Consider the following 19,979-nt stretch of genomic DNA (forward strand, 5'->3'; position numbering starts at 1 on the left):
GAGCCGCGCGGACGCGAGCGCACAGCGCGGCGGCCGCGCGCAGCGGGCAACCACGGAGGGTTGAGGCATGGACTCGTACTTCCTGTTCATGGTCGTCGCCAAAATCCTGCTGGCGTTGGCGCTGTGGTCGGCGCTGCAGTACGCCGCGCTCGGCCCGGCCAACCGCCGCCGCGCGCAGCCGTTGGCGAACGCGCGCCTGTTCGCGCGCGCGCTGCTCGGCGTCGGTGCCGGCGTATTGGCCGGCGTCGCCGCGATCGCGCTGGTGTGGGGTGCGGTCGCCTCGATCGGAGGCGAACTCGACGATGCGGCCTTTTTCGTGATCCTGCTGTCGCTGCCGGTCGGTGCGGTGGCGGCGATCGTGTGCGGGTTCCGGCTGGCCCGCCGCTGGGTGTTGCGCGCGCAGCCCGGCGCCGCGCCGGCGCCTGCAGAATCCGGCCCGGCCGCGCGCGAGGCCGGCGAAGAGTAGGTTTCTGGATCGCGGCTGGCTTCGCCGCCGCGGCCCGGATGCCCGGCACCGGCCGCCACGGGCGCGGCAATAAAAAAGCCGGGCCCATCGGGGCCCGGCCAATGCCGGCGCGGGGGAGGGAGCGCCGGACTTGCGCGCGGAGGCGGCCTGCCGTCCAGGCCGGCGCCTTCCGGTTTCAGATCGCGATCAGGCCGCCAGACGCTGCGGCCGCGGAATCGAAGCGTGCGCCGCGGCGAGCGCGTCGGCACGGTGCTGGGGCGAGTAAGACACACCTTCGGCACGCACGAACTCGACATCGGTCACGCCGATGAAGCCCAGGACGTGACGCAGATAGGTCTCCTGGAAATCGCTGGGCTGGCCGCTGTGCAGGCCGCCGCGACCGCTGACGATGATCGCCTTCTTGCCCTTGGCCAAGCCTTCCGGCCCTTCGGCGGTGTAGCGGAACGTCTTGCCGGCCACCGCGATGCGGTCGATCCACGCTTTCAGCGTCGAAGGAATGCCGAAGTTGTACATCGGCGCGCCGATCACGATCACGTCGGCTTGCAGGAATTGTTGCAGGATACGCTCGGATCGGTCGTTTTCGGCCGGATCGTCCTTCGCCAGGGAACGGCCGGTAAGATGGGGGATCGGGTCGGCGTCGAGGTCGCGGTACTCCACCGCCAGGCCCGGCAGATCGTCCTGCCAGCGCGCCGCAACCGCCGCGGACAGCTCGCGAGTCACGGAATTTGCGCCCAGAGCGCTTGAATCGATGTGCAGAAGCTTCATGTCGGGACCTCGTCGGGTCGTTCTATGCGGGCCTTGCCGCGTTGAAGCAAAGTCTGGATCGTTGCGATCATGGGATAAAGTTGGTTCAATATCACTCGCTGTTCTAATTTTGGAACTATCGTCATGCACGATCTGAATGACCTGTACTACTTCGCGATGGTCGTGGACCACGCCGGTTTCGCCGCTGCCGAGCGCGCGCTGGGCATTCCCAAGTCGCGCCTGAGCCGGCGCATCAGTCAGCTGGAGACCGACCTCGGCGTGCGCCTGCTGCAGCGCTCGACCCGCCGCTTCGCCGTCACCGAGGTCGGCAACAGCGTGTATCGCCACGCCCAGTCGATGCTGGCCGAGGCCCAGGCCGCGCGCGAAGTGGTCGATCGGCTCAGCGCCGAACCGCGCGGTGTGATCCGGGTCAGCGTCCCGGTCGGTCTGGCCCAGCAGCAGATTCCCAAATTGCTGCCGGAATTCCTGGCCAAGTACCCGCAGGTGCGGGTGCAGCTCAACGTCAGCAACCGTCGCGTCGACATCATCAACGAAGGCGTCGACGTGGCCCTGCGCGTGCGCTCCAAGCTCGACGACGACGGCAGCCTGGTGATGCGCAGCTTCGGCCAGATCCAGGAACTGCTGGTGGCCAGCCCGAAGTACCTCAACCGCATGGGCCGGCCGAGCAACCCGGACGAACTGGCCGAGCACGTCACCCTGAGCATCAGCGAAGACGACGCGCGCCAGCGCTGGGAGCTGCACGGCCCCGACGGCGAAGTGCGCAAGGTCGAACTCAAGCCGCGGGTCATGGGCTTCGACTTCCCGATGCTGATGGCGCTGGCCGAGCAGGGCGTCGGCATCACCCTGCTGCCGGAAACCGTCTGCGCCGAAGCCGTGCGCCGCGGCGAACTGGAAGTGGTGCTGCCGAACTGGCGCCTGCCGCAGGGCATCTTCCACGCCGTATTCGCCTCGCGCCGCGGCCTGTTGCCGGCGGTGCGGGTATTCATCGACTTCCTCGCCGAAAAGGCGCCGTCGCTGGTCGAATCCGCGCGCCTGCAGTGCAGCGACATCAAGGGCGGCCAACCGTGCCCGGACAGCGTCGCCGCGCGCGACGCCAAGGCCGGCAAGAAGACCGACAAGGGCGCTGGCGTCCCGGCCCAGGCGTGAGACAATGCCGCGCCCGGCGCAAGGCCGGGCGCGATGGCTGCTTGGTTTGGATGGCGGCCTAGCGAACCCAACGGGTTCGCGGTTCTTTTACGGAGAGATGGCCGAGTGGTTTAAGGCAGCGGTCTTGAAAACCGCCGAAGGGTCAAACCTTCCGTGGGTTCGAATCCCACTCTCTCCGCCACTTCTAAGTTCTAGGTGGTTGGCGCCGAAGTTTTTCTCGTCTTCTGAGCGCGGTTACCCATAACTCTACCCGCCACCTGATATTTCGCGATCCGGCTGTGACGCGATCTTACAAGGTCGAGTGCTTGTAGCCGGTGCGCTTTTCGACCTGGCAAGCGTTCTGAAAGAAGAACGTGCATAAGGGCTGGTGTGAAATGTCGAACACGAAGTGTCTGGAAACAAGTCAACACAGAACACCGATCATGTCAGGAGTTACACCGAAGTCGAACTGACTGGAATTCTGGCGCAGAACTGCTATCCGCCGTTGGACCGGGGGGAAACAGGGATTTATCAATACCTGAAAAACACCTGCGCAGTTGGCTTGCCTAAAACAAACAGCAAAGCCCGCCTAAACGGGCTTTGCTGTTTGTTTGTCTGGCTGCGATATGGCGCCATGGCTGCGGACATGACAGGCCACTTTACGGGGACTCCCCACGTCCTCAATTGGTAATTTCAACCTCTCCAACGATGACGGTCCCTCGCCGCCGCCACTGGGCGGCTTGAACCCGCCACCAATGCCCGCTGCGCCGCCGCCGCCGCTTCCTCCGCCGGGGCGCGCCCGCCGGGACGCAGCTACAAGGCCTTCGAGTCTCGCCATGATCGAAACCATTTTATAGGTCACGCAGGCGCTAGAGTTACAAATTTCTACGGTGTCGCCATTATTTCAGCGACTTACCTCAAGATTGACAGTGGATGCAATGAACGCAACGGTGTCACCATCGGGATTGGTCCCTTGGAGAGTGCAACCATTGTTGCAGAAAAACTGGCCATAATGCGCGGCAAGAGCAGCGCCAATCACCCCGAATGCCAGAATTCCAACAACCATTTTCGACTTAAACGCCCTCGACTTCATCTTCCTGTTTCCATTTTGCTGGCCACCATGGCCTCGGCTCTCTTGATTTCATCGGGCGACATTTCACGACGCCATGTATCAAGAATTTTTGCGGATGAGCGCACGCTCCCTTCCTGCTGCAACAGGCGCATGTATGCGTACGCCTTTACGGGGTCACGCTTAGTCAAAGTTCCTCTTTGATAAGAATTCGCGAGCATGAAGATCGCTGTTGGATCATTTTTGGACGCAGCCGACGTTAGATGGGTCAGCGCTTCGGCCCTGATGCGTCCAATTTCGTCGAAGTTGGCAATTATTTTTTCGGGCGTGTCGTACTTGGCTGTTGCGGTTGTGAAATATTGCACCTGGGCTTTCGTGTGCCCGAGCCTGGCCGCTCTTGTCACCCAGTATTCCAATGTGCCCAGTTGTTCATCGCTCAAGCCTGCGCACAACGCTCGATCTTGGGCTACTTGATTGGTTACATCTGCGACTGACATTTGGCCTTGCGCAGCATGCGTCTCTAATATTTCCTGCCGATCTTTAGCGAATACGCAATGGTGAATGTCCTGAGACAGCTGATATGCAGCGTCAGCGTCTCCTGCATCTGCCTGCGCTTTTAGTATTGCGTAGCTATCGGAAAATTTTCTCCGCGTCGCCACCAGTTGGGCGATCTTTTGAGATTGACGTTCTACCGTGGGGGATGCGGCAGCGACTGCTGTCATTTCTTTCTGAGTAGAAATACCGGCTCTTTCGACTGGCTTAGCTACAGCCTCTTTGTCTTGGCTGCATCCGATGACGCACCCGGCGCCAGCAATCAATATTGCGCCAAACAGCGTTGCGCGCAGCGACATCGTCACTTTCCCCTTGTCCGCGTTCGAAAAGTATACATCGCTGACGCGATGCATGTGCTTGTCATTCTGGCGACATTGTTGCGCAGTTTTTCGTGCGGTGAAATCACTTTTTACGCATGATTTTCAAGTCCGACGCATCTTTCGTAAGCTTCGCGTGCTTCAAGGTGCGAATGACCTTTCGCTTATTTTTCGCATATTTCTAAGCGGCGAGTGGCAATTGGGTCTCCAGTAGCAGTACGTACAACTCGGCCGGGTCAAACCTGTTCGCGTCAGCAGCGATTACCGCGCCATCTGGCCCGATGTTTCGGTGTGCGTCCTCTCGTCGGCTCCGATTGCATAAGATTTCGACAGCGCCGAACGTTCGAAACTGTTGGAATGAATTTCTCATCCAACAGGAACTGTTCGTAATGATCGACAATCGAGTCGTCGCCGTTTTCGGCGCCTACGGCCATACGGGACGCTTCGTCGTCGAGTGCCTGCGCGAGCGCGGGTGGCGCGTGCGCTTTTGCGGGCGCGATGCGCTGCGGCTGGAGCAAGCCGCGGCGTTTCAACCGGGTGCCGGAGTTCGTGTGGCGAGCATCGATGATGCAGCTTCGCTCGACGCTGCCTTGGCCGGTTGCGCCGCCGTGCTCAATTGCGCCGGACCGTTCTGCGACACCGCTGCGCCGTTGATCGAAGCGGCTCTGCGCGCCGGTATCCACTACCTCGACACCGCCGCCGAGCAGCAGCCGGTGTTGGCTGCGTTCGAGCGCTACGATGCGGCCGCGCGCGAGGCCGGCATTGCGGTGGTGCCGGCCATGGCCTTTTACGGCGGCCTCGGCGATCTGCTTGCGAGCGCGGCACTGGGCGACTGGATCCAGGCCGATTCTGTCGAGATCGCGGTGGCGCTGGATCGCTGGCATCCGACCGTGGGCACGCGCATCACGGGCGAACGCAACAAGGCCAAGCGGTTGGTGATTGAGGACGAACGCTTGGTCGAACTCCCGAGCCCGTCGCCGTCGCGCGATTGGGCGTTTCCCGAGCCGTTCGGCAGGCAAGCGGTCGCCGCGGTGCCGATGAGCGAGATCGCGTTGTTGTCGCGGCATCTGCGCACGCGCAGCGCGGTAGCGTATCTGGACCAGGGCTCGTTGCGCGATGTACGCGACGCGGACACGCCGGCACCGGTCGCGACCGACGCCGGCGGGCGTTCGGCGCAGGTGTTCGCGATCGAAGCCAGGGTGCGCCGTGGCAGCGACGTGCGGCGGCTTGGCGCTCGCGGGCGCGATATTTATGCGGTCACCGCGCCGTTGCTGGTCGAGGCGATGGAGCGGTTGCTCGACGGGCGCTGCCGCGACCGCGGAACGCTGGCGGCCGGCGCTGCTTTCGATCCGGCGGACTTTCTCGCGGCGCTGGCGCCGGAGCCGTTGCGTTTGTACCGGGGCGAGGATTGACGCGCGCGCCGGCTCAGCTCTGGGACTGCGCCGGCAACCACAACGCCGTCCGCAACCCACCGCCATCGCGCTGCGACAAACTCAACCGCCCACCCAACGACTGCGCCAGTTGCTGCGCAATCGCCAACCCAAGTCCCGTGCCGCCGGTATCGCGATTGCGCGAAGCCTCCAGCCGATAAAACGGCTGCATCACCGCATCGAGTTCCTCGGCCGGAATCCCCGGCCCGCGGTCGAGCACTTCGATCAGGAAACCATCGTCCACGCCGCGCGAGACCTGCACTTCGGCCGCACCGGCGTACTTGACCGCGTTGTCGATGAGGTTGGTCGCCACCCGCCGCAGCGCGTGCGCGCGCGTCACCAGCGCGGCGTCGGCGCGGCCGCTCAGGGAGACAGCTTTGCCGGTGTCCTGATAGTCGCAGACCAGGCTGTCGAGGAAGGCGTCGAGGTCGAGTTTGATCGCGCTTTCGGCGCTGCCGTGGGCGCTACGAGCGTAGGCGATGCCTTCGCGCACGAGGTGCTGGATCTGTTCGAGGTCTTCGAGCAGGCGGGTGCGTTCGGGCGAGTCGTCCATCGCTTCGGTGCGCAGGCGCATGCGGGTGATCGGGGTCTGCAGGTCGTGCGAGATAGCGGCGAGGATCTGCAGGCGTTCGCGCAGGTAGGCGCCGATGCGGTCCTGCATGGCGTTGAACGCGGCCGCGGCTTGGGCCACTTCGGTCGGGCCGGTTTCGCCCAGGCGCTGGCCGTCGCCGGCCGGGCTCAGCGATTGCGCGGCCTGGGCCAGCCGTTCCAGCGGCCGCGCGGCCTGGCGCACCGCCAGCCACGCGCACAGCAGCAGCAACGCCAACTGCGCGGCCAGCACGTACGGCAGCCATTGCGCGATCGGCATGGTCGAGGGGATCACTTCGATCGTCAGCGGCCGGCCGTCGCTGAGGGTGAGGTGGATCTGGAAGCGCTCCGGCCGGGTGTCGACGGTTTGCGCGCGCAGCGGATAACGCGCGCCGAGCGCGCCGCCGACCATGCCGACGATGTCCTGGGCGCGCGCGCTGAGCCGCGCCTGGCCGGGTTCGCCCGGGCCGAGCAGGTAGTGGTAGGTGCGGCGCTTGAACTGCGGCAGCCACTGCGCGCGCTCGTCCGCGGGCAGGCGGTCGAGCACCGCCACCGCGGTGCGCACGTCGAGCTCGAGGTTGCCGAGCATCATCGAGGTCGCGGTGACGTAGCGTTCGTAGAACAGCAGCGAGAACGACAGTGCATGCGCCAGCGCCAGTCCGGCGAACAGGATCAGGTACAGGCGCGAGGCCATGCTGCGCGGCAGCCAGCCGCGCACGGGTTTGGCGGCGACGGCGGCCGGCGCGTTCATGCGTCTTCGCCGACCAGGGTGACCGCCTGCGAGAACACGTAGCCTTCGCTGCGCACGGTCTTGATGTAGCTCTGGTCGCGCGCGTCGTCCTGCAGGCGCTGGCGCAGGCGGCTGACCAGCAGGTCGATTGAGCGGTCGAAGTGCTCGGCGTCGCGGCCCTGGGTGAGGTTGAGCAGCTGGTCGCGGCTGAGCACGCGCTGGGGATGGTCGAGAAACACTCGCAGCAGGCGGAACTCGGCGCCGCTGAGCGCGATGGCGGTGCCGTCGCGATCGAGCAGGTGGCGCGCGGTGGTGTCCAGGCGCCAGTGGCCGAACGCGATCAGCCGGGTCGCCTCGCTGACCCGCAGGTTCGGCGGCAGCATGCGCGTGCGCCGGATCACCGCGTTGATCCGCGCCAGCAACTCGCGCGGCGCGAAGGGCTTGGCCAGGTAGTCGTCGGCGCCCATTTCCAGGCCGACGATGCGGTCGGTGGCGTCGTCGCGCGCGGTCAGCATCAGCACCGGGATCGCCTTGTGCGGGCCGGCGCGCAGGTTGCGGCACAGCACCAGGCCGTCGTCGCCGGGCAGCATCAGGTCGAGCACGATCAGGTCGATGTCCTGCGCCTCCAGCGCCGCGCGCATCTCGCGGCCGTCGGCGGCGGTGCTGGCGCGCAGGCCGTTCTTGCGCAGGTAATCGGCGACCATGTCGCGGATGTCGCGGTCGTCGTCGACGATCAGGATGTGGTCGCTGGGTTTCATGGCCGGTCCTGGGGGCGGTGCGTGGCGATTATGCACGTCGAAGTGGGTGGGGGTGGGTGTTCGCGGCGGGCGAGGCGGGACGAGATGGCGGCACTGACTTGCCTCGTCCCCATCATTCCGGCGAAAGCCGGAATCCATTTTGTTGTCGCTTTTGCTGTATGGCGATTGCCGGGAGAAGCGAGGTCAAAATGGATTCCGGCTTTCGCCGGAACGACGGAGCGGGGCAGGTCCTGCACGGCTGCCATTCGACAGGCCCGCGCGGTTCTCCGACGAGCGCGCGGCTCAACGCTCCGCCAGCAACTCGCGGATCATCGCCTCGGTCTTGTCGTAATCGCCCTCGCCGTAGTGCTTGTAGACGATGCGTCCGTCGCGGTCGATCAGGTACAGCGCCGGCCAGAAGCGGTTGCCGTAGGCGTTCCAGGTGGCGTAGTCGTTGTCTTGCGCGACCGGATAGTCGATGCCCAGGCGCTCGACCGCGGCGCGCACGTTGCCGGTGAGGTGTTCGTAGTCGTACTCGGGCGTGTGCACGCCGACCACGGCCAGGCCCTGGTGGCGGTAGCGCGCATGCCACCGGTTGACGTGCGGCTGCACGTGCAGGCAGTTGATGCAGGCATAGGTCCAGAATTCCACCAGCACCACCTTGCCGCGCAACTGGCTCATGCGCAGCGGCGGGCTGTTGATCCAGCGGTGGATGCCCTGGAAATCCGGCGCCGGCGGCGCCGGCTGGCGCGCGGTAGGCTGCACGGGTTCGGCCTGGGCGCCGGGCGTGCAGGCCACCGCGCCGAGGCACAGGCTCAGGGCGAGCAGCAGGGATTTGATCGCGAACGGCGGTTGCGCAAGGACGGTGCGGGACATGGTCTGGTCTCCGGTTGATAGCGATGAGCGAAGGAATCAGGACGAACGCAGCACGACGGTTTGCGCGCGGGCATCGCGCTGCCGGCGCTTGTTGGCCTGCGCGAGCTTGCCGAGCGCGCGGATCGCGACCGCCGCGGTCAGCAGCGCGAACGGCAGCGCGTACGCCGGGTTCATCGGAATCCGCTTGAAGTAGGACAGTGCGAACACCGCGGCCAGCACCCACATGCCGGCGGTGTGCAGGCGCTTCCACGCGGTCGCGCTCATGCGCCGCGCGACCGGCTTGAACGAGGTGATCGTCATCGCCAGCAAGAACGCATAACCGATCGTGCCCGGCACGTTGGCCAGGCCGCTGCGGCTGGGCCAGAACTCCGGCGCCAGGCGGCCGTAGGCGTAGATGAGGACGGCGTGGACCAGGTGCGAGAAGGCGAAGCCCAGGCCGATGTAGCGGCGTTCGCGCAGCAGCGCCGCGCTGGCCGTTCCCGGCAGCAGCACGGCGAAGGCCGAGGCGGTGAAGGCCAGCAGGAACAGCGCGAACGAACTGCGCGCGGTGGCGCGGACCGCGCTGTGCACGCCGTCGACCAAGTCGGCCTGCGCGGCGATGGTCAGCCCGGTCATGGCGAGCACGGCGATGGCGATTACGCCGAGCAGCGGCCAGCCGCTGAAAGTGGAACGGGACGGGATCATGGACGGCTCCTGGCGATGGCGGATGAAGGCGGAACGGCTTCGGCGGCGGTGCCGAGCACCACGCCCTGGTCGCGCCATTGCGCGAGCGCGGCGCGGCCTTCGGCGAACCAGGACTCGGCCGGCGCGCCGGCTTCAACGGCGAGCGCGCGCAGGTGATCGGCGCCGCTGCGCGGCTGCGCGCGCACGGCGGCGAGCAGGCGGTACGACAGCGGCGTCAAGCGGGCGAAACGCACATCGCCATCGCGGTCGCGATGCACCAGCAGCAAGGTCGGCGCGGCCGGCGCGCGACGCGGGCGCAGCGCGGGGCCGATCTCGTGCACCGGCCAGCGGTAGGCCAGCGGCCATGCCCACGGCGCCAGCAGCGGCACGCCGTCGAGCAGGTCGCCGTCGGCGCGGTGCGCGGGCGCGGCGTCGTCGCAGGACAGCAGCGCGGCTTCGGCCCACTCGTAATGCGCCAGTTCGGCCAGCCACGGCGCACCGCGCACGCAGCCGCGCGGGCGCTGCAGGAAGTCGACGAACTCGCCGCCGACCCGCGGAAACAGGGGCGTGGCGCAACGGTGCGCGGCATAGAAGCGGCGCACCAGCGCGCGCCAGTCGGCCTCGCCCAGAGTCGCGCGCACCACCGGGAAGCCGCCGGCGAGCAGGCCTTCGATCGAACCGAACAGCAGTTCGCGATAGACCCGCAGGCGGCGTTCCTCGATGCCCGGCGGCGGCGGGTAGCGGTTGGGGTCGCGCAGGTGCCGGGTCAGGGCGAACTGCTGGCGGCGCAGGCGCTCAGACATGGGCCGGCTCCGCGCGTTCGGCCGGGCGCGCCGGCGCGCGCGCGGCGGCGGTTTGCAGCGAACGGATGCGTTCGACTTCCGCGAGCAGCTCCGACAGCGGCGGAAAACCGAAGTCGCGTTCGAGCAGGGTCGGGCGCACGCCGAAGCGCGCGTAGGCTTCGGCCAGCAGCGCCCAGACGTCGTCGCGCACCGGCGCGCCGTGGGTGTCGATCTTCAGTCCGCCCTCGTCGTCGTGGTGGCCGGCGATGTGCATCGAGGCGATGCGCGCGGCCGGCAGCCGGGCCAGGAACGCGCGCGCGTCGTAGCCGTGGTTGTGGGCGTTGACGTAGAGGTTGTTGAGATCGAGCAGCAGATCGCAATCGGCCTCGGCCAGTACGGCGAGGACGAAGTCGACCTCGGCCAGCGCCTGGTGCGGCGCGGCGTAGTAGGAGACGTTTTCGACCGCGATGCGGCGGCCGAGCGCGTCCTGGGCCTGGCGGATGCGCGCGGCGACGTGGCGCACGGCTTCCTCGGTGAACGGGATCGGCAGCAGGTCGTAGAGGTGGCCGTCGTCGGCGCAGTAGCTCAGGTGCTCGCTGTACAGCGCGACGTCGAAGCGGTCGAGGAACCCGCGCGTGCGCCGCAGCAGTTCCAGGTCGAGCGGCGCGGTGCCGCCCAGCGACAACGACAGGCCGTGGCCGCTGAGCGGGAAGCGCGCGGCCAACTGCGTCAGCGCCGCGCCGTTGCGGCCGCCGACGCCGATCCAGTTGTCGGGCGCGCATTCGAGGAAGTCGACGGCGCCGGCGTCGATCGCCAGCAGTTGCGGAATCAGCGCGCGGCGCAGGCCGAGGCCGGCGGCGCGCGGCGGAGCGTGGGATGCGGTCATGGCGAAGCCTCGTGTGGACAAAGCGCCCCTTCCCCGGGGAGGAGAGGGAAGGGGCGGTACGGCTCGGACGACGGTCAGCGCGCGATCAGCGCTTGCCGCCGCATTTGCCCTCGCCGCACTTGCCTTCGCCGACCGGCTTGCCGGCGGCCTTGCGCGCGGCCTTGACCGATTCCAGCGCCTCGGGCAGCGAGATCGCGCCGTCGTGGTTCTTGTCGATGGCGTCGAACTCGGCGGCGCGGTCGGGCGCGCGGGCGACGAATTCCTCGCGCGAGACCTTGCCGTCGTGGTTGGCGTCGGTCTTGGCGAAGCTTTCTTCGCCGCACTTGCCCTCGCCGCATTTGCCTTCGGCGGCCTTGGCGGCGTGGCCGGCGGAGACCAGATAGCCCTGCGCCAGCGGTTGCGATGCGAAGGCCTGGCCGGCGAGCAGCAGGCCGCCGCCGAGGGCGACGCCGAGCAGGCCGAGGGTGCGGACGGGAAGGGCGGTGGTGGGGTTGCGCGACATGAGGTGACTCCTGGGAAGGTGCGGACGGACCGCGGGGAATGCGCCGGGGTAACGGCGCGGAAGCGAATGAGGGGCGCGCGGATTTCAGCCGCGCCGTGCGGCGGCGTTGCGCAATGACGGGTCGCGCCGCAACAGCGCGGCGACAGCCAGCGCCGCGGCCAGAGCGACCAGCGCGCCGCCGAACCACGGCAGCAGCCAGGCGCTGGGCAGGCCGAAGCCGAGCGCGACCAGGGCCCAGCTGCGGCCGTCGGCGACGGCGTCGGGCGAGGCGTTGCGGAGCCAGCGCGCGATCACGTAGTCGAGGCTCAGCCGGCCGCCGCCGCCGAGCGCGAGCGGCAGCAGCATCACCAGGTAGATCAGCGGCAGCTTGTAGTTGCCGTGGCCCTGGTCGCTGATCGCATAGCCCTGCCACAACTCGGCCAGGCTCGACCATTGCTCGGGCCAGTGCACGGCGTAGATCGCGACCACGGTCAGCACCCACAGCGCGAACGCGGCGTAGCGCGTGCCCAGGCCGAGCAGCAGCGCGGCGCCGCCGATCAGCTCCAGCCAGGTCGCGGCGAACCAGGACGCGTCGGCGCCGAGCAGCGACAACGGCCAGGGAAACTTATCGCCGAGTTCGGCGAACCAGTTTTCGCCGTGTAGCTTCTCAAGTCCGGATTCGATGAACTCCCAGGCCAGCAACGCGCGCAGCGCGGCCGGCGCGACCCAGGCGCCGACCGAGTCGATGCGCGAGAACAAGGGAGTGGAGGCGGGGGACGGCTGCATGATTCGCTCCTGGAAATGGCGCCCGGTGGGTGTGGCGCTATTTCGCGGCGATGCGGTATCGGCAGCGTGTCGGAGGAGGCGGGGTTTTGTCGCCTAATGTGGCGTGGGGACGGGCGGATACATTGGGATACAAATATCGCCGGCGCGGTGGCCAGGCTCTTGTAGGAGGGCCTTCAGGCCCGATGCTCTTCGTGCAGATCGCCTCGATCTGAAACAAGAGCGTCGGGCCTGAAGGCCCTCCCACAAGAACAAATTTCAGGCGGCCGCGTCCGTGTCGCGGCCGGCTGCGCCGCGCTGGCGCGACCAGGCGAAGATCGCCTCGAACACCGGACGCAGCCGGCGCGCGTCCTCGGTGATCTCGTACTCCACCCGCGGCGGGATTTCGGGATACACCGTTCTGCGCACCATGCCGTCGGCCTCCAGCTCGCGCAGTTGCTGGGTCAGCATGTGCTGGGTCACGCCGGGAATCGCGCGCTTGAGTTCGTTGAAGCGATGCAGGCGCCGGCTCAGCAACCACAGGATTTCCAGCTTCCATTTGCCCGCGAACGCGGAGAACGCGGCGCGGATTTCGGCGTGGCCTTCTTCGACGCGGTCGGCGTGGGCGTTGCAGGTGTCGTCAGTATGGTCGGGCATACCTAGTCCGGAAAATCATCCTTCTTGTGAGGATCACTATACGCCAATAGATTTTCCGGCAAGCGGAAAACGCCTGCGTTTGCATGGTTTTCGCGGCCCTCTTCCTTAATCAGGCGACCTGTCCATGAACATACTGCACATCGATTCGAGCATCCTCGGGGACCAATCGGTCAGCCGCAAACTGTCGGCGGCGATCGTGTCCAAGCTGCGCGCGCTGGCGCCCGGCGCGGACGTGGTCTACCGCGATCTCAACAGCGAGCCGCTGCCGGCGCTGACCACCGCCAACGCCGCGGCGCTGGATCCGGCCGCGCCGGCCGACAACGACGAGGTGCGCGCGCTCAATGCCGCGCTGGCGCAGGTGTTGGCCGCCGACGCGATCGTCGTCGGCGCGCCGATGTACAACTTCAGCGTTCCCGCGCCGCTCAAGGCTTGGCTCGACGCGCTGGCGGTGCCCGGCAAGACCTTCGGCTACGAGAACGGCGCGCCCAAGGGGCTGCTCGGCGCCAAGCGCGTGATCGTCGCTTCCAGCCGCGGCGGCGTGTACGCGCCGCAGACGCCGATGGCGGCGTTGGAGCACCATGAGAACTATCTGCGCGCGTTCTTCGGTTTCCTCGGCGTGACCCAACTGGAGTTCGTGCGCGCCGAAGGCCTGAAGATGGGGCCAGAGCAGGCCGAGCGCGCGGTCGCCGGAGCGTTGGAGCAAGTCGAGCAATTGCGCGCCGCCTGAGCGCGCGCGGCGGGCTCAGCGCCGCAGGGCCGAGCCCGCCAGCACCGCGCCGAAGCCGACCAGCAGCGCGCCGAACGCGCGGTCGATGGCGACGCGCCAGCGCAACAGCCGCGCCCGCACCGCACCCTGCGAGAACAGCAGCGCGACCAGGGCGAACCAGAGCAGGTGCGCGCCGGAGACGAACGCGCCGTAGCCGAGCTTGATCGCCAGCGGGGTGTCGGGACCGACCACCTGCAGGAACAGGCTGACCACGAACACCGTGCACTTGGGATTGAGCGCATTGGTCAGGAATCCGGCGCGCAGGGCGGCGAGGTCGCCGCGGGCGACCGGCGCGTCCGGCGCCGGCGCGTCGTGCGCGCGCGACCGCAGCATCCGCACGCCGAGCCAGATCAGATACAGCGCGCCGAGCAGCTTGAGCGCGGCATAGAGCTGGATCGACTCGCGGATCAGCAGTCCGACCCCGAGCAGGGTGTAGCCGACGTGTACCCACACGCCCAGCGCGATCCCCAGCGCGGTCAGTACGCCGGCGCGGCGCGAGTGCAGCAGGCTGTTGCGCGAGACCATGGCGAAGTCGGGGCCGGGGCTGATCACCGCCAGGGTGGTGATGGTGACTATGGCTAACAGTTCCTGCATGGGCGGCGCGCGCAGTCCGGACGGTTTGCGGCTAAATTAGGCGCAAGCCAGCGGAGCCGCAAACGATGAATTCTCACCACGATGGTGAGCCGGACTCACCAACTTCGCAGCAGTCGCCCGCGCGCCGCGCGTTGGACGCGCTGCCGCCGCTGGGCGCGCTGCGCTGCTTCGAAGCGGCCGCGCGCCTGGGCAGCTTCACCCGTGCCGCGCAGGAGCTGCATCTAACCCACGGCGCGATCAGCCGTGCGGTGCGCTCGATCGAGGACGCGCTCGGCGTGGCGCTGTTCGAGCGGCGCAGCCAGCGCGTGCACCTGACCGCGGCCGGCGAGCGCCTGCGCGACGCCGCGGCCGCCGCGTTCGACCTGCTCGCGGCGACCGTGCGCGAACTGCGCGAGCCTGCGCGCAAGCCGGCGCTGGTGCTGTCGTGCGAACCCACCCTGCTGATGCGCTGGCTGATTCCGCGGCTGCCGGCGTTCCAGGCCGCGCATCCGCAAATCGCCCTGCAATGGGTCGCCGGCGGCGGCCCGGTCGGGTTCAGCGAGGTCGACCTGGCGATCCGCCGCAACGATTTTTCCTGGGGCCGCGAGGTGCACGCGCAGCATCTGTTCGACGAGCGGGTGGGGCCGGTGTGCAGTCCGGCCTATCGCGATGCGCGGGTCGAAGGCGCCGGCCGCGGCGCGCGGTTGAGCGAGGGCGCGGTGTTGTTGCACAGCGCCACCCGTCCCGACGCCTGGGCGCAGTGGGCGCGCGCTGCGCGGCGCCGCTTGCCGCGCGCGCCGGCGCAGACCTTCGAGCATTTCTATTTCAGCCTGCAGGCCGCGGCGGCCGGTGTCGGCGTGGCGATCGGGCCGTGGCAGTTGGTGCGCGACGATGTCGATGCCGGGGTGTTGGCGGCGCCGTTCGGCTTCGTCGCCGACGGCAGCGCGTATTTCCTGCTGTCGCCGGCGCCGGCGCGCGCCGGCACGCCGGCGGCGCTGCTGGCGGCGTGGTTGCGCGCGCAGGCCTGAGCGTCGCCGCGGCGCGGCCGCCGCGAACGGCGACCGCGTGCGGCCGCGCATCAACCGCTGCGTACCGCAGCCAGCGCGCGGTTGCGGCGTTCGACGTAAGCGCGCAGCAGCGCGTCGTCGAGCGGCGGACAGCGTTGCGCGCCGATGCGTTCGCTGACCGCGTTGCCGATCGTCGCCTCGCCGAAGGCATCGGCGAGGCCGGGTTCGTCGGCGAGCTCGGCCGGCAGGATCGCGGCGATATCGGCGCTGCCCGGATCGGCCGCGCACAGCGCGCGCCAGTCGCGGTAGCCCAGGCGCCGTACCGGCGCGCCGGCGCTGGCGGCGATGGCGTCGGTCAGCCGCCGCAGCGGGAACGACTGCGGATGGATCAGGTTGTGGCTGCGTCCGTCGGCATCGGCGCGCAGCGACAGTTCGACGATGAACGCGCTCATCCAGTCCACCGGCAGCCAGTTCAGCGTTTCCTCCAGTTCCGGCACACAGCGGTGGCGCAGGCAGGCGTCGACGAACAGGCTCCAGGTGTCGCGGTCGTTGCTGGCCGCGGTGCGGCTGTCGCCGCTGATGTGGGTCGGGCGATACACCGCGAACGGCAGCCCGTGCGCGCCGGCCGCGCGCAGCGACTGCTCGGCCACCCATTTGCTCTGCGCGTAACCGGTGAGCAGTCCCTGCCAGCGCGCGAACAGGGTTTCCTCGTCGAGGCGGCCGGCGACGGCGGGATCGCGCGGCGGCAGGGTGGCGACGGTGGAGACGTAATGCACCCGGCTCGGCGCGCCGCGCGCGGCCAGGCGCAGGATTTCGATGGTGCCGAGCACGTTCGCCGACTTGAGCGTGCGGTACGGATGCAGCGAGTGGACCCAGGCGCCGTTGTGGTAGATCGCGTCCAGGCATTCGCCGAGCGCGTCGAAGCGCGCCGGGGCCAGGCCGAGCGCGGGCAAGGCCAGGTCGCCGGGTTCGATCTCGACGCGTTCGAGGTCGCAGTCGCGCTCGATCCCGTACGCGGCGAGCGCGGCGCGCAGGCGCGCGCGGCCCTGGTCGGCGTCGTCGCAACGCAACAGGCAGTGCACGCGCGCGGGCGTGCGCCGCAGCAGCTCGCGCAGCAGGTAGGCACCGAGGAAGCCGTTGGCGCCGGTCAGCAGCACGCGCTGCGGCGCCGCCGTCGCGCGTTCGCGCCCGGCGCGGCGCGCCGGGTCGAGCGACGCGGCGCGCAAGGCCGCCGACACGTCGTCGGGCAGGCGCGCTTCGGCGGGCAGGTCGAGCGCGGCCGGCACGGCAGCCGGTGCGGCCGGCGCCAGCAGCGCGGCCATCTCGCTCAGCAGCGGGCGCGCGAACACTTCGCGTACCGGTACCGCTGCGCCCGCGCGCCGGCCCAGTCGCGCGGCCAGCCGCGCGGCCAGCAGCGAATGCCCGCCCAGTTCGAAGAAATGATCGTCGCGGCCGATCGTTTGCGGGTCCGGCAGGCCGAGCAGGTCGCGCCAGATCGCGGCCAGTTCGCTCTCGGCGCCGGGCCGCGGCGGAGCGTCGCTGCGCCGGGCCAGGTCGCTGCCGTTCGGCGCCGGCAACGCGTCGCGGTCGAGCTTGCCGTTCGGCGTCAGCGGCAGGCGCGGCAGCGCGACGAAGGCCGACGGGCGCAGGTATTCGGGCAGGGCGGCGGCCGCGGCGGCGCGCAACTCGGCGGCGAGCTGCGCGTGCGGCCGCGTCGGATCGGCGGCGACCACGTAGGCGACCAGGCGGGTTTCGCCGGGACGGTCCTCGCGTGCGATCACCGCGACTTCGGCCACGCCCGGGTGCGCGGCCAGGCGCGCCTCGATTTCGCCGGGCTCGACCCGGAAGCCGCGGATCTTGATCTGGCGGTCGTTGCGGCCGAGGAACAGCAGCCGGCCGTCGGCCTGGTAGCGGGCGAGATCGCCGGTGCGGTACATGCGCGGCGGCGTGCCGTCGCCGTCGCCGTCGGCGGGCGTGGCGAAAGGATCGGCGAGGAAACGTTCGGCGCTGAGCCGGGATTGGTTGCGATAGCCGTGCGCGACCGCGGCGCCGCCGACGTAGAGTTCGCCCGCTGCGCCCAGCGGCACCGGCCGGCGCTGCGGATCGAGCAGGTACACGCGGGCGCCGTCGATGGGATGGCCGATCGACGCCAGTTCCGGCCACGACTGCGGCGGGCCGTCCAGGGTCAGCGCGGTGGCGACATGGGTTTCGCTGGGGCCGTAGTGGTTGTGCAGGCGGCAGCGCGGCAGCCGTTCGAACATGCGCCGGATCTGCGGAGTGATGCGCAGCGCCTCGCCGGCCACGGCGACCTCGCGCAGATGCCGGTCGAGCGCTCGCGCCTGCGCCGGGTCGCAGCCGGCGACGGTTTCGGCCAGCCCTTGCAGGGCGATGTAGGGCAGGTGCAGGCGCTGTACGCGGTGTTCGCACAGGTGCGCGAGCAGGGCCGGGAAGTCGAAGCGCAGCGGCGCGTCGACCAGCACCAGGGTGCCGCCCTGGCCGAGACAGCCGAAGATTTCCTGGAACGCCACGTCGAAACCGAGCGCGGCGTATTGCAGCGTGGTCTGTGCGGCGGGCAGGGCGCGCGCCTGCCAGTGCAGCAGGTTGAGCAGCGGGCGGTGCGGCATCAGCACGCCCTTGGGCGCGCCGGTCGAGCCGGAGGTGTAGATCAGATAGGCCGGGGCGTCGGGATCGTCGATGTCGGGACCATCGATGTCGGGGTCATCGCTGTCGACATCATCGATGGCGACGGCGTCCGTCGGCACGGAGTCCTCGTCCGGATCGAGCGTCGGCGGCAGCGTCGCGCCGCAATCGGCCAGCGCGGCGCGGCCGGCGCCGTCGGCGAGCAGCACCGCCGCGTCGGCGTCGTCGAGAATCTGGCCCAGCCGTGCCGCCGGGTAGTCCGCGTCCAGCGGCAGGTAGGCGCCGCCGGCCTTGAGCGTGGCCAGCATCGCCACCACCGGGCCGATGCCGCGTTGCAGGCACAGCGCCACGATGCCGCCGCGGCGCAGGCCCGCCGCGCGCAGCCGCGCGGCCAGCCGGTCCGCGGCGCGGTCGAGTTCGTCGTAGCGCCAGCGGCGTTCGCCGTGCGCGACCGCGATCGCGTCCGGGGTCGCCCGCGCCAGCCGCTCGAACGCGCGGTGCGCGGCTTCGTGCGGCGGCCGCGGCGCGGCGTTCGCGTGGAAACCGCGCAGCTGCAACTCGCGTTCGTCGGCATCGACCAGTTCGACCTCGCCCGGCGCGCGCGCGGCGTCGGCGATCATCGCCCGCAGCATCGCCCGCAGATAGCCGACCTGGCGCAGCATCGTGGCCTGGTCGAACAGCGCGGTGCTGTAGTACAAGGTCCCGCCGATGCCGTCGGCGTCTTCGTGCAGGTGCAGTTCCAGGTCGAACTTGAGCGTGTCGGTGTGCAGGCGCGGCGGATCGGCGCGCAGGCCGGCGAATTCGAACGCCGGCGGCGCGTTGCTCTGCCAGGCCAGCAGCGCCTGGAACAGCGGGGTGGCGTCGAGCCGGCGCTGCGGTTGCAGCCGCTCGACCACGCGTTCGAACGGCAGCTCCTGGCGGTCCTGCGCTTCCAGCGCGGCGTCGCGCGCGCGTTCGAGCAGCCCGCCCAGGCTGGTCGCGCCGGCCACGTCTATGCGCAGCGCCAGGGTGTTGACGAAGAAGCCGATGAGCGGCTGCAGCAAGGCATGGCCGCGGTTGGCGGCGGGCGTGCCGATCACCACCTCGTCCTGGCCCGACAGCCGCGTCAACACCGCCGCCCAGGCCGCCAGCACGGTCATGAAGACGCTGGCGCCGTGGTCGCGGGCGACGCGCTTGAGCGCGGCGGTGGCGTGCGCGTCCAGCCGCACCGGCACGGTCGCGGCGGCGAAGGACTGCTGCGGCGGACGCGGCCGGTCGCTCGGCAGTTCCAGCCGCGGCGGCGCGCCGCGCAGGCGCTGTTGCCAATAGTCGGCCTGCGCGCGCAGCCGCGCGCCATCGCACAGGCGGTTTTGCCAGGCGGCGTAGTCGGGATATTGCAGTGCCAGCGGCGCCAGAGGGTCGGCGCGATCGGGTTCGTCGGCGGCGAAGTCGCGGTCTGCGAACGCGTTGTAAAACGCGCTGAGTTCGCGCGCCAGCACGTCCAACGACCAACCGTCGCAGACGATGTGGTGCTGGGTCAGCAGCAGTTCGTAGTCGTCTTCGGCCAGATGCAGCAGGCGCGCGCGTATCAGCGGGCCGGCGGCGAGGTCGAACGGCGCGTGCAGTTCCTCGGCCGCGAGCGCGGCGCGCGCGGCTTCTCGGTCGCCGGCGTCGCGCAGGTCGTGCTCGCGCAACGGCAGGCCGTGCGACGCCGGCAGCAGGCGCGCGCAGGGCTCGCCCTCGCGCGCGGGAAACACGCTGCGCAAGGCCTCATGGCGGGCGAACAGCGCGTCGAGCGCGCGCGCGAGCGCGGCGCGGTCGAGCGCACCGCGCAGGCGCACCGCCAGCGGTACGTGATAGGTCGCGCTGACGCCTTCCAACTGGGCCAGGAACCACAGCCGTTGCTGAGCCGGCGACAGCGGCAGGTCGGCGCCGGGCGCGTGCGCGCGCGGCGCCAGCGGCGGTTCGTCGCCGGCGGCCGGCTCGCCCGCGGCCAGGCCGAGTTCGCGGCGCAGGCCGCGCAGGCGCGCGGTTTCGGCCGGGTCGAGCCGGCCGAGCAGGGACTTGATCGGGTTCATCGCGGCGCTCCGGTTCGATTCCGTTCGGCGGTCGTGCTGTTCATGGGCGG

Annotated in this window: 19 protein-coding genes and 1 tRNA gene; 6 read left to right on the forward strand and 14 right to left on the reverse strand. The window is 69.3% G+C overall.

What is annotated here, in order from left to right; all coding sequences use genetic code 11:
* The first annotated feature begins 67 nt into the window (after positions 1 to 67).
* Positions 68 to 466: a hypothetical protein gene (locus tag RDV84_RS17575; protein ID WP_309151068.1), complete on the forward strand. Its 399-nt coding sequence runs from the start codon at positions 68 to 70 to the stop codon at positions 464 to 466.
* A gap of 186 nt (positions 467 to 652) precedes the next feature.
* Here the strand turns inward: RDV84_RS17575 and RDV84_RS17580 are convergent, their stop codons facing one another.
* A complete protein-coding gene (locus RDV84_RS17580; protein WP_078995818.1) occupies positions 653 to 1,231 on the reverse strand; it encodes an FMN-dependent NADH-azoreductase in 579 nt (192 codons plus the stop codon).
* A 123-nt stretch (positions 1,232 to 1,354) separates the two neighbouring features.
* Between RDV84_RS17580 and RDV84_RS17585 the strand changes: the two genes are divergently transcribed.
* Positions 1,355 to 2,377: a LysR family transcriptional regulator gene (locus tag RDV84_RS17585; protein WP_082644516.1), complete on the forward strand. Its 1,023-nt coding sequence runs from the start codon at positions 1,355 to 1,357 to the stop codon at positions 2,375 to 2,377.
* A 91-nt stretch (positions 2,378 to 2,468) separates the two neighbouring features.
* A tRNA-Ser gene (locus RDV84_RS17590) sits at positions 2,469 to 2,558 on the forward strand.
* Positions 2,559 to 3,445: 887 nt separating this feature from the next.
* Here RDV84_RS17590 and RDV84_RS17595 read toward each other — a convergent pair.
* Positions 3,446 to 4,330, reverse strand: a complete 885-nt coding sequence (locus RDV84_RS17595; RefSeq protein ID WP_309151070.1) for an SEL1-like repeat protein — start codon at positions 4,328 to 4,330, stop codon at positions 3,446 to 3,448.
* A 353-nt stretch (positions 4,331 to 4,683) separates the two neighbouring features.
* On the opposite strand from RDV84_RS17595, the gene RDV84_RS17600 reads away from it, so the two are divergent.
* Complete coding sequence (locus tag RDV84_RS17600) at positions 4,684 to 5,706, forward strand: saccharopine dehydrogenase family protein (RefSeq protein WP_309151071.1); 1,023 nt, start codon at positions 4,684 to 4,686, stop codon at positions 5,704 to 5,706.
* Positions 5,707 to 5,719: 13 nt separating this feature from the next.
* Here RDV84_RS17600 and RDV84_RS17605 read toward each other — a convergent pair whose 3' ends face one another.
* From RDV84_RS17605 to RDV84_RS17645, 10 genes are all read right to left on the reverse strand, one after another.
* Positions 5,720 to 7,063 (reverse strand): sensor histidine kinase, encoded by a 1,344-nt coding sequence (locus RDV84_RS17605; RefSeq protein WP_309151072.1) that lies wholly within the window; start codon positions 7,061 to 7,063, stop codon positions 5,720 to 5,722.
* Complete coding sequence (locus RDV84_RS17610) at positions 7,060 to 7,800, reverse strand: response regulator (protein ID WP_057947949.1); 741 nt, start codon at positions 7,798 to 7,800, stop codon at positions 7,060 to 7,062. The genes RDV84_RS17605 and RDV84_RS17610 overlap by 4 nt, the downstream gene beginning before the upstream one ends.
* Before the next feature lie 282 nt (positions 7,801 to 8,082).
* The gene (locus tag RDV84_RS17615; RefSeq protein ID WP_309151073.1) at positions 8,083 to 8,655 is read right to left on the reverse strand and encodes a thioredoxin family protein; all 573 of its coding nucleotides are present in this window, start codon (positions 8,653 to 8,655) and stop codon (positions 8,083 to 8,085) included.
* 36 nt (positions 8,656 to 8,691) lie between these two features.
* Entirely contained in the window at positions 8,692 to 9,339 is a 648-nt protein-coding gene (locus tag RDV84_RS17620; RefSeq protein WP_309151074.1) for a ferric reductase-like transmembrane domain-containing protein, read from the reverse strand.
* Positions 9,336 to 10,121 carry an HvfC family RiPP maturation protein gene (locus RDV84_RS17625; RefSeq protein WP_309151075.1) on the reverse strand — a complete coding sequence of 262 codons (786 nt, stop codon included), beginning with the start codon at positions 10,119 to 10,121 and terminating at the stop codon, positions 9,336 to 9,338. Before RDV84_RS17625 ends, RDV84_RS17620 begins: the two co-directional genes overlap by 4 nt.
* Positions 10,114 to 10,986, reverse strand: a complete 873-nt coding sequence (locus RDV84_RS17630) for an HvfB family MNIO-type RiPP peptide maturase (protein WP_309151076.1) — start codon at positions 10,984 to 10,986, stop codon at positions 10,114 to 10,116. Before RDV84_RS17630 ends, RDV84_RS17625 begins: the two co-directional genes overlap by 8 nt.
* An 85-nt stretch (positions 10,987 to 11,071) precedes the next feature.
* Complete coding sequence (locus RDV84_RS17635; protein WP_309151077.1) at positions 11,072 to 11,488, reverse strand: HvfA family oxazolone/thioamide-modified RiPP metallophore; 417 nt, start codon at positions 11,486 to 11,488, stop codon at positions 11,072 to 11,074.
* 84 nt (positions 11,489 to 11,572) lie between these two features.
* The gene (locus tag RDV84_RS17640; protein WP_309151078.1) at positions 11,573 to 12,253 is read right to left on the reverse strand and encodes an HvfX family Cu-binding RiPP maturation protein; all 681 of its coding nucleotides are present in this window, start codon (positions 12,251 to 12,253) and stop codon (positions 11,573 to 11,575) included.
* Between the two features lie 37 nt (positions 12,254 to 12,290).
* Positions 12,291 to 12,497, reverse strand: a complete 207-nt coding sequence (locus RDV84_RS26785; RefSeq protein WP_425606238.1) for a DUF6053 domain-containing protein — start codon at positions 12,495 to 12,497, stop codon at positions 12,291 to 12,293.
* 11 nt (positions 12,498 to 12,508) lie between these two features.
* Positions 12,509 to 12,886, reverse strand: a complete 378-nt coding sequence (locus tag RDV84_RS17645; RefSeq protein WP_057947943.1) for a winged helix-turn-helix transcriptional regulator — start codon at positions 12,884 to 12,886, stop codon at positions 12,509 to 12,511.
* Between the two features lie 124 nt (positions 12,887 to 13,010).
* Between RDV84_RS17645 and RDV84_RS17650 the strand changes: the two genes are divergently transcribed.
* Positions 13,011 to 13,613 (forward strand): FMN-dependent NADH-azoreductase, encoded by a 603-nt coding sequence (locus RDV84_RS17650; RefSeq protein WP_250449884.1) that lies wholly within the window; start codon positions 13,011 to 13,013, stop codon positions 13,611 to 13,613.
* Between the two features lie 15 nt (positions 13,614 to 13,628).
* Here RDV84_RS17650 and RDV84_RS17655 read toward each other — a convergent pair whose 3' ends face one another.
* A complete protein-coding gene (locus tag RDV84_RS17655) occupies positions 13,629 to 14,246 on the reverse strand; it encodes a LysE family transporter (protein ID WP_309151079.1) in 618 nt (205 codons plus the stop codon).
* Between the two features lie 65 nt (positions 14,247 to 14,311).
* Here RDV84_RS17655 and RDV84_RS17660 point away from each other — a divergent pair, with 65 nt between their 5' ends.
* Positions 14,312 to 15,253: a LysR family transcriptional regulator gene (locus RDV84_RS17660; protein WP_309151080.1), complete on the forward strand. Its 942-nt coding sequence runs from the start codon at positions 14,312 to 14,314 to the stop codon at positions 15,251 to 15,253.
* Between the two features lie 50 nt (positions 15,254 to 15,303).
* Here the strand turns inward: RDV84_RS17660 and RDV84_RS17665 are convergent, their stop codons facing one another.
* Positions 15,304 to 19,929: a non-ribosomal peptide synthetase gene (locus RDV84_RS17665; RefSeq protein WP_309151081.1), complete on the reverse strand. Its 4,626-nt coding sequence runs from the start codon at positions 19,927 to 19,929 to the stop codon at positions 15,304 to 15,306.
* Positions 19,930 to 19,979: the final 50 nt, after the last annotated feature.

Origin of the sequence: Lysobacter yananisis (assembly GCF_031199375.1) — a bacterium.
GTDB classification, from domain to species: domain Bacteria; phylum Pseudomonadota; class Gammaproteobacteria; order Xanthomonadales; family Xanthomonadaceae; genus Lysobacter; species Lysobacter yananisis.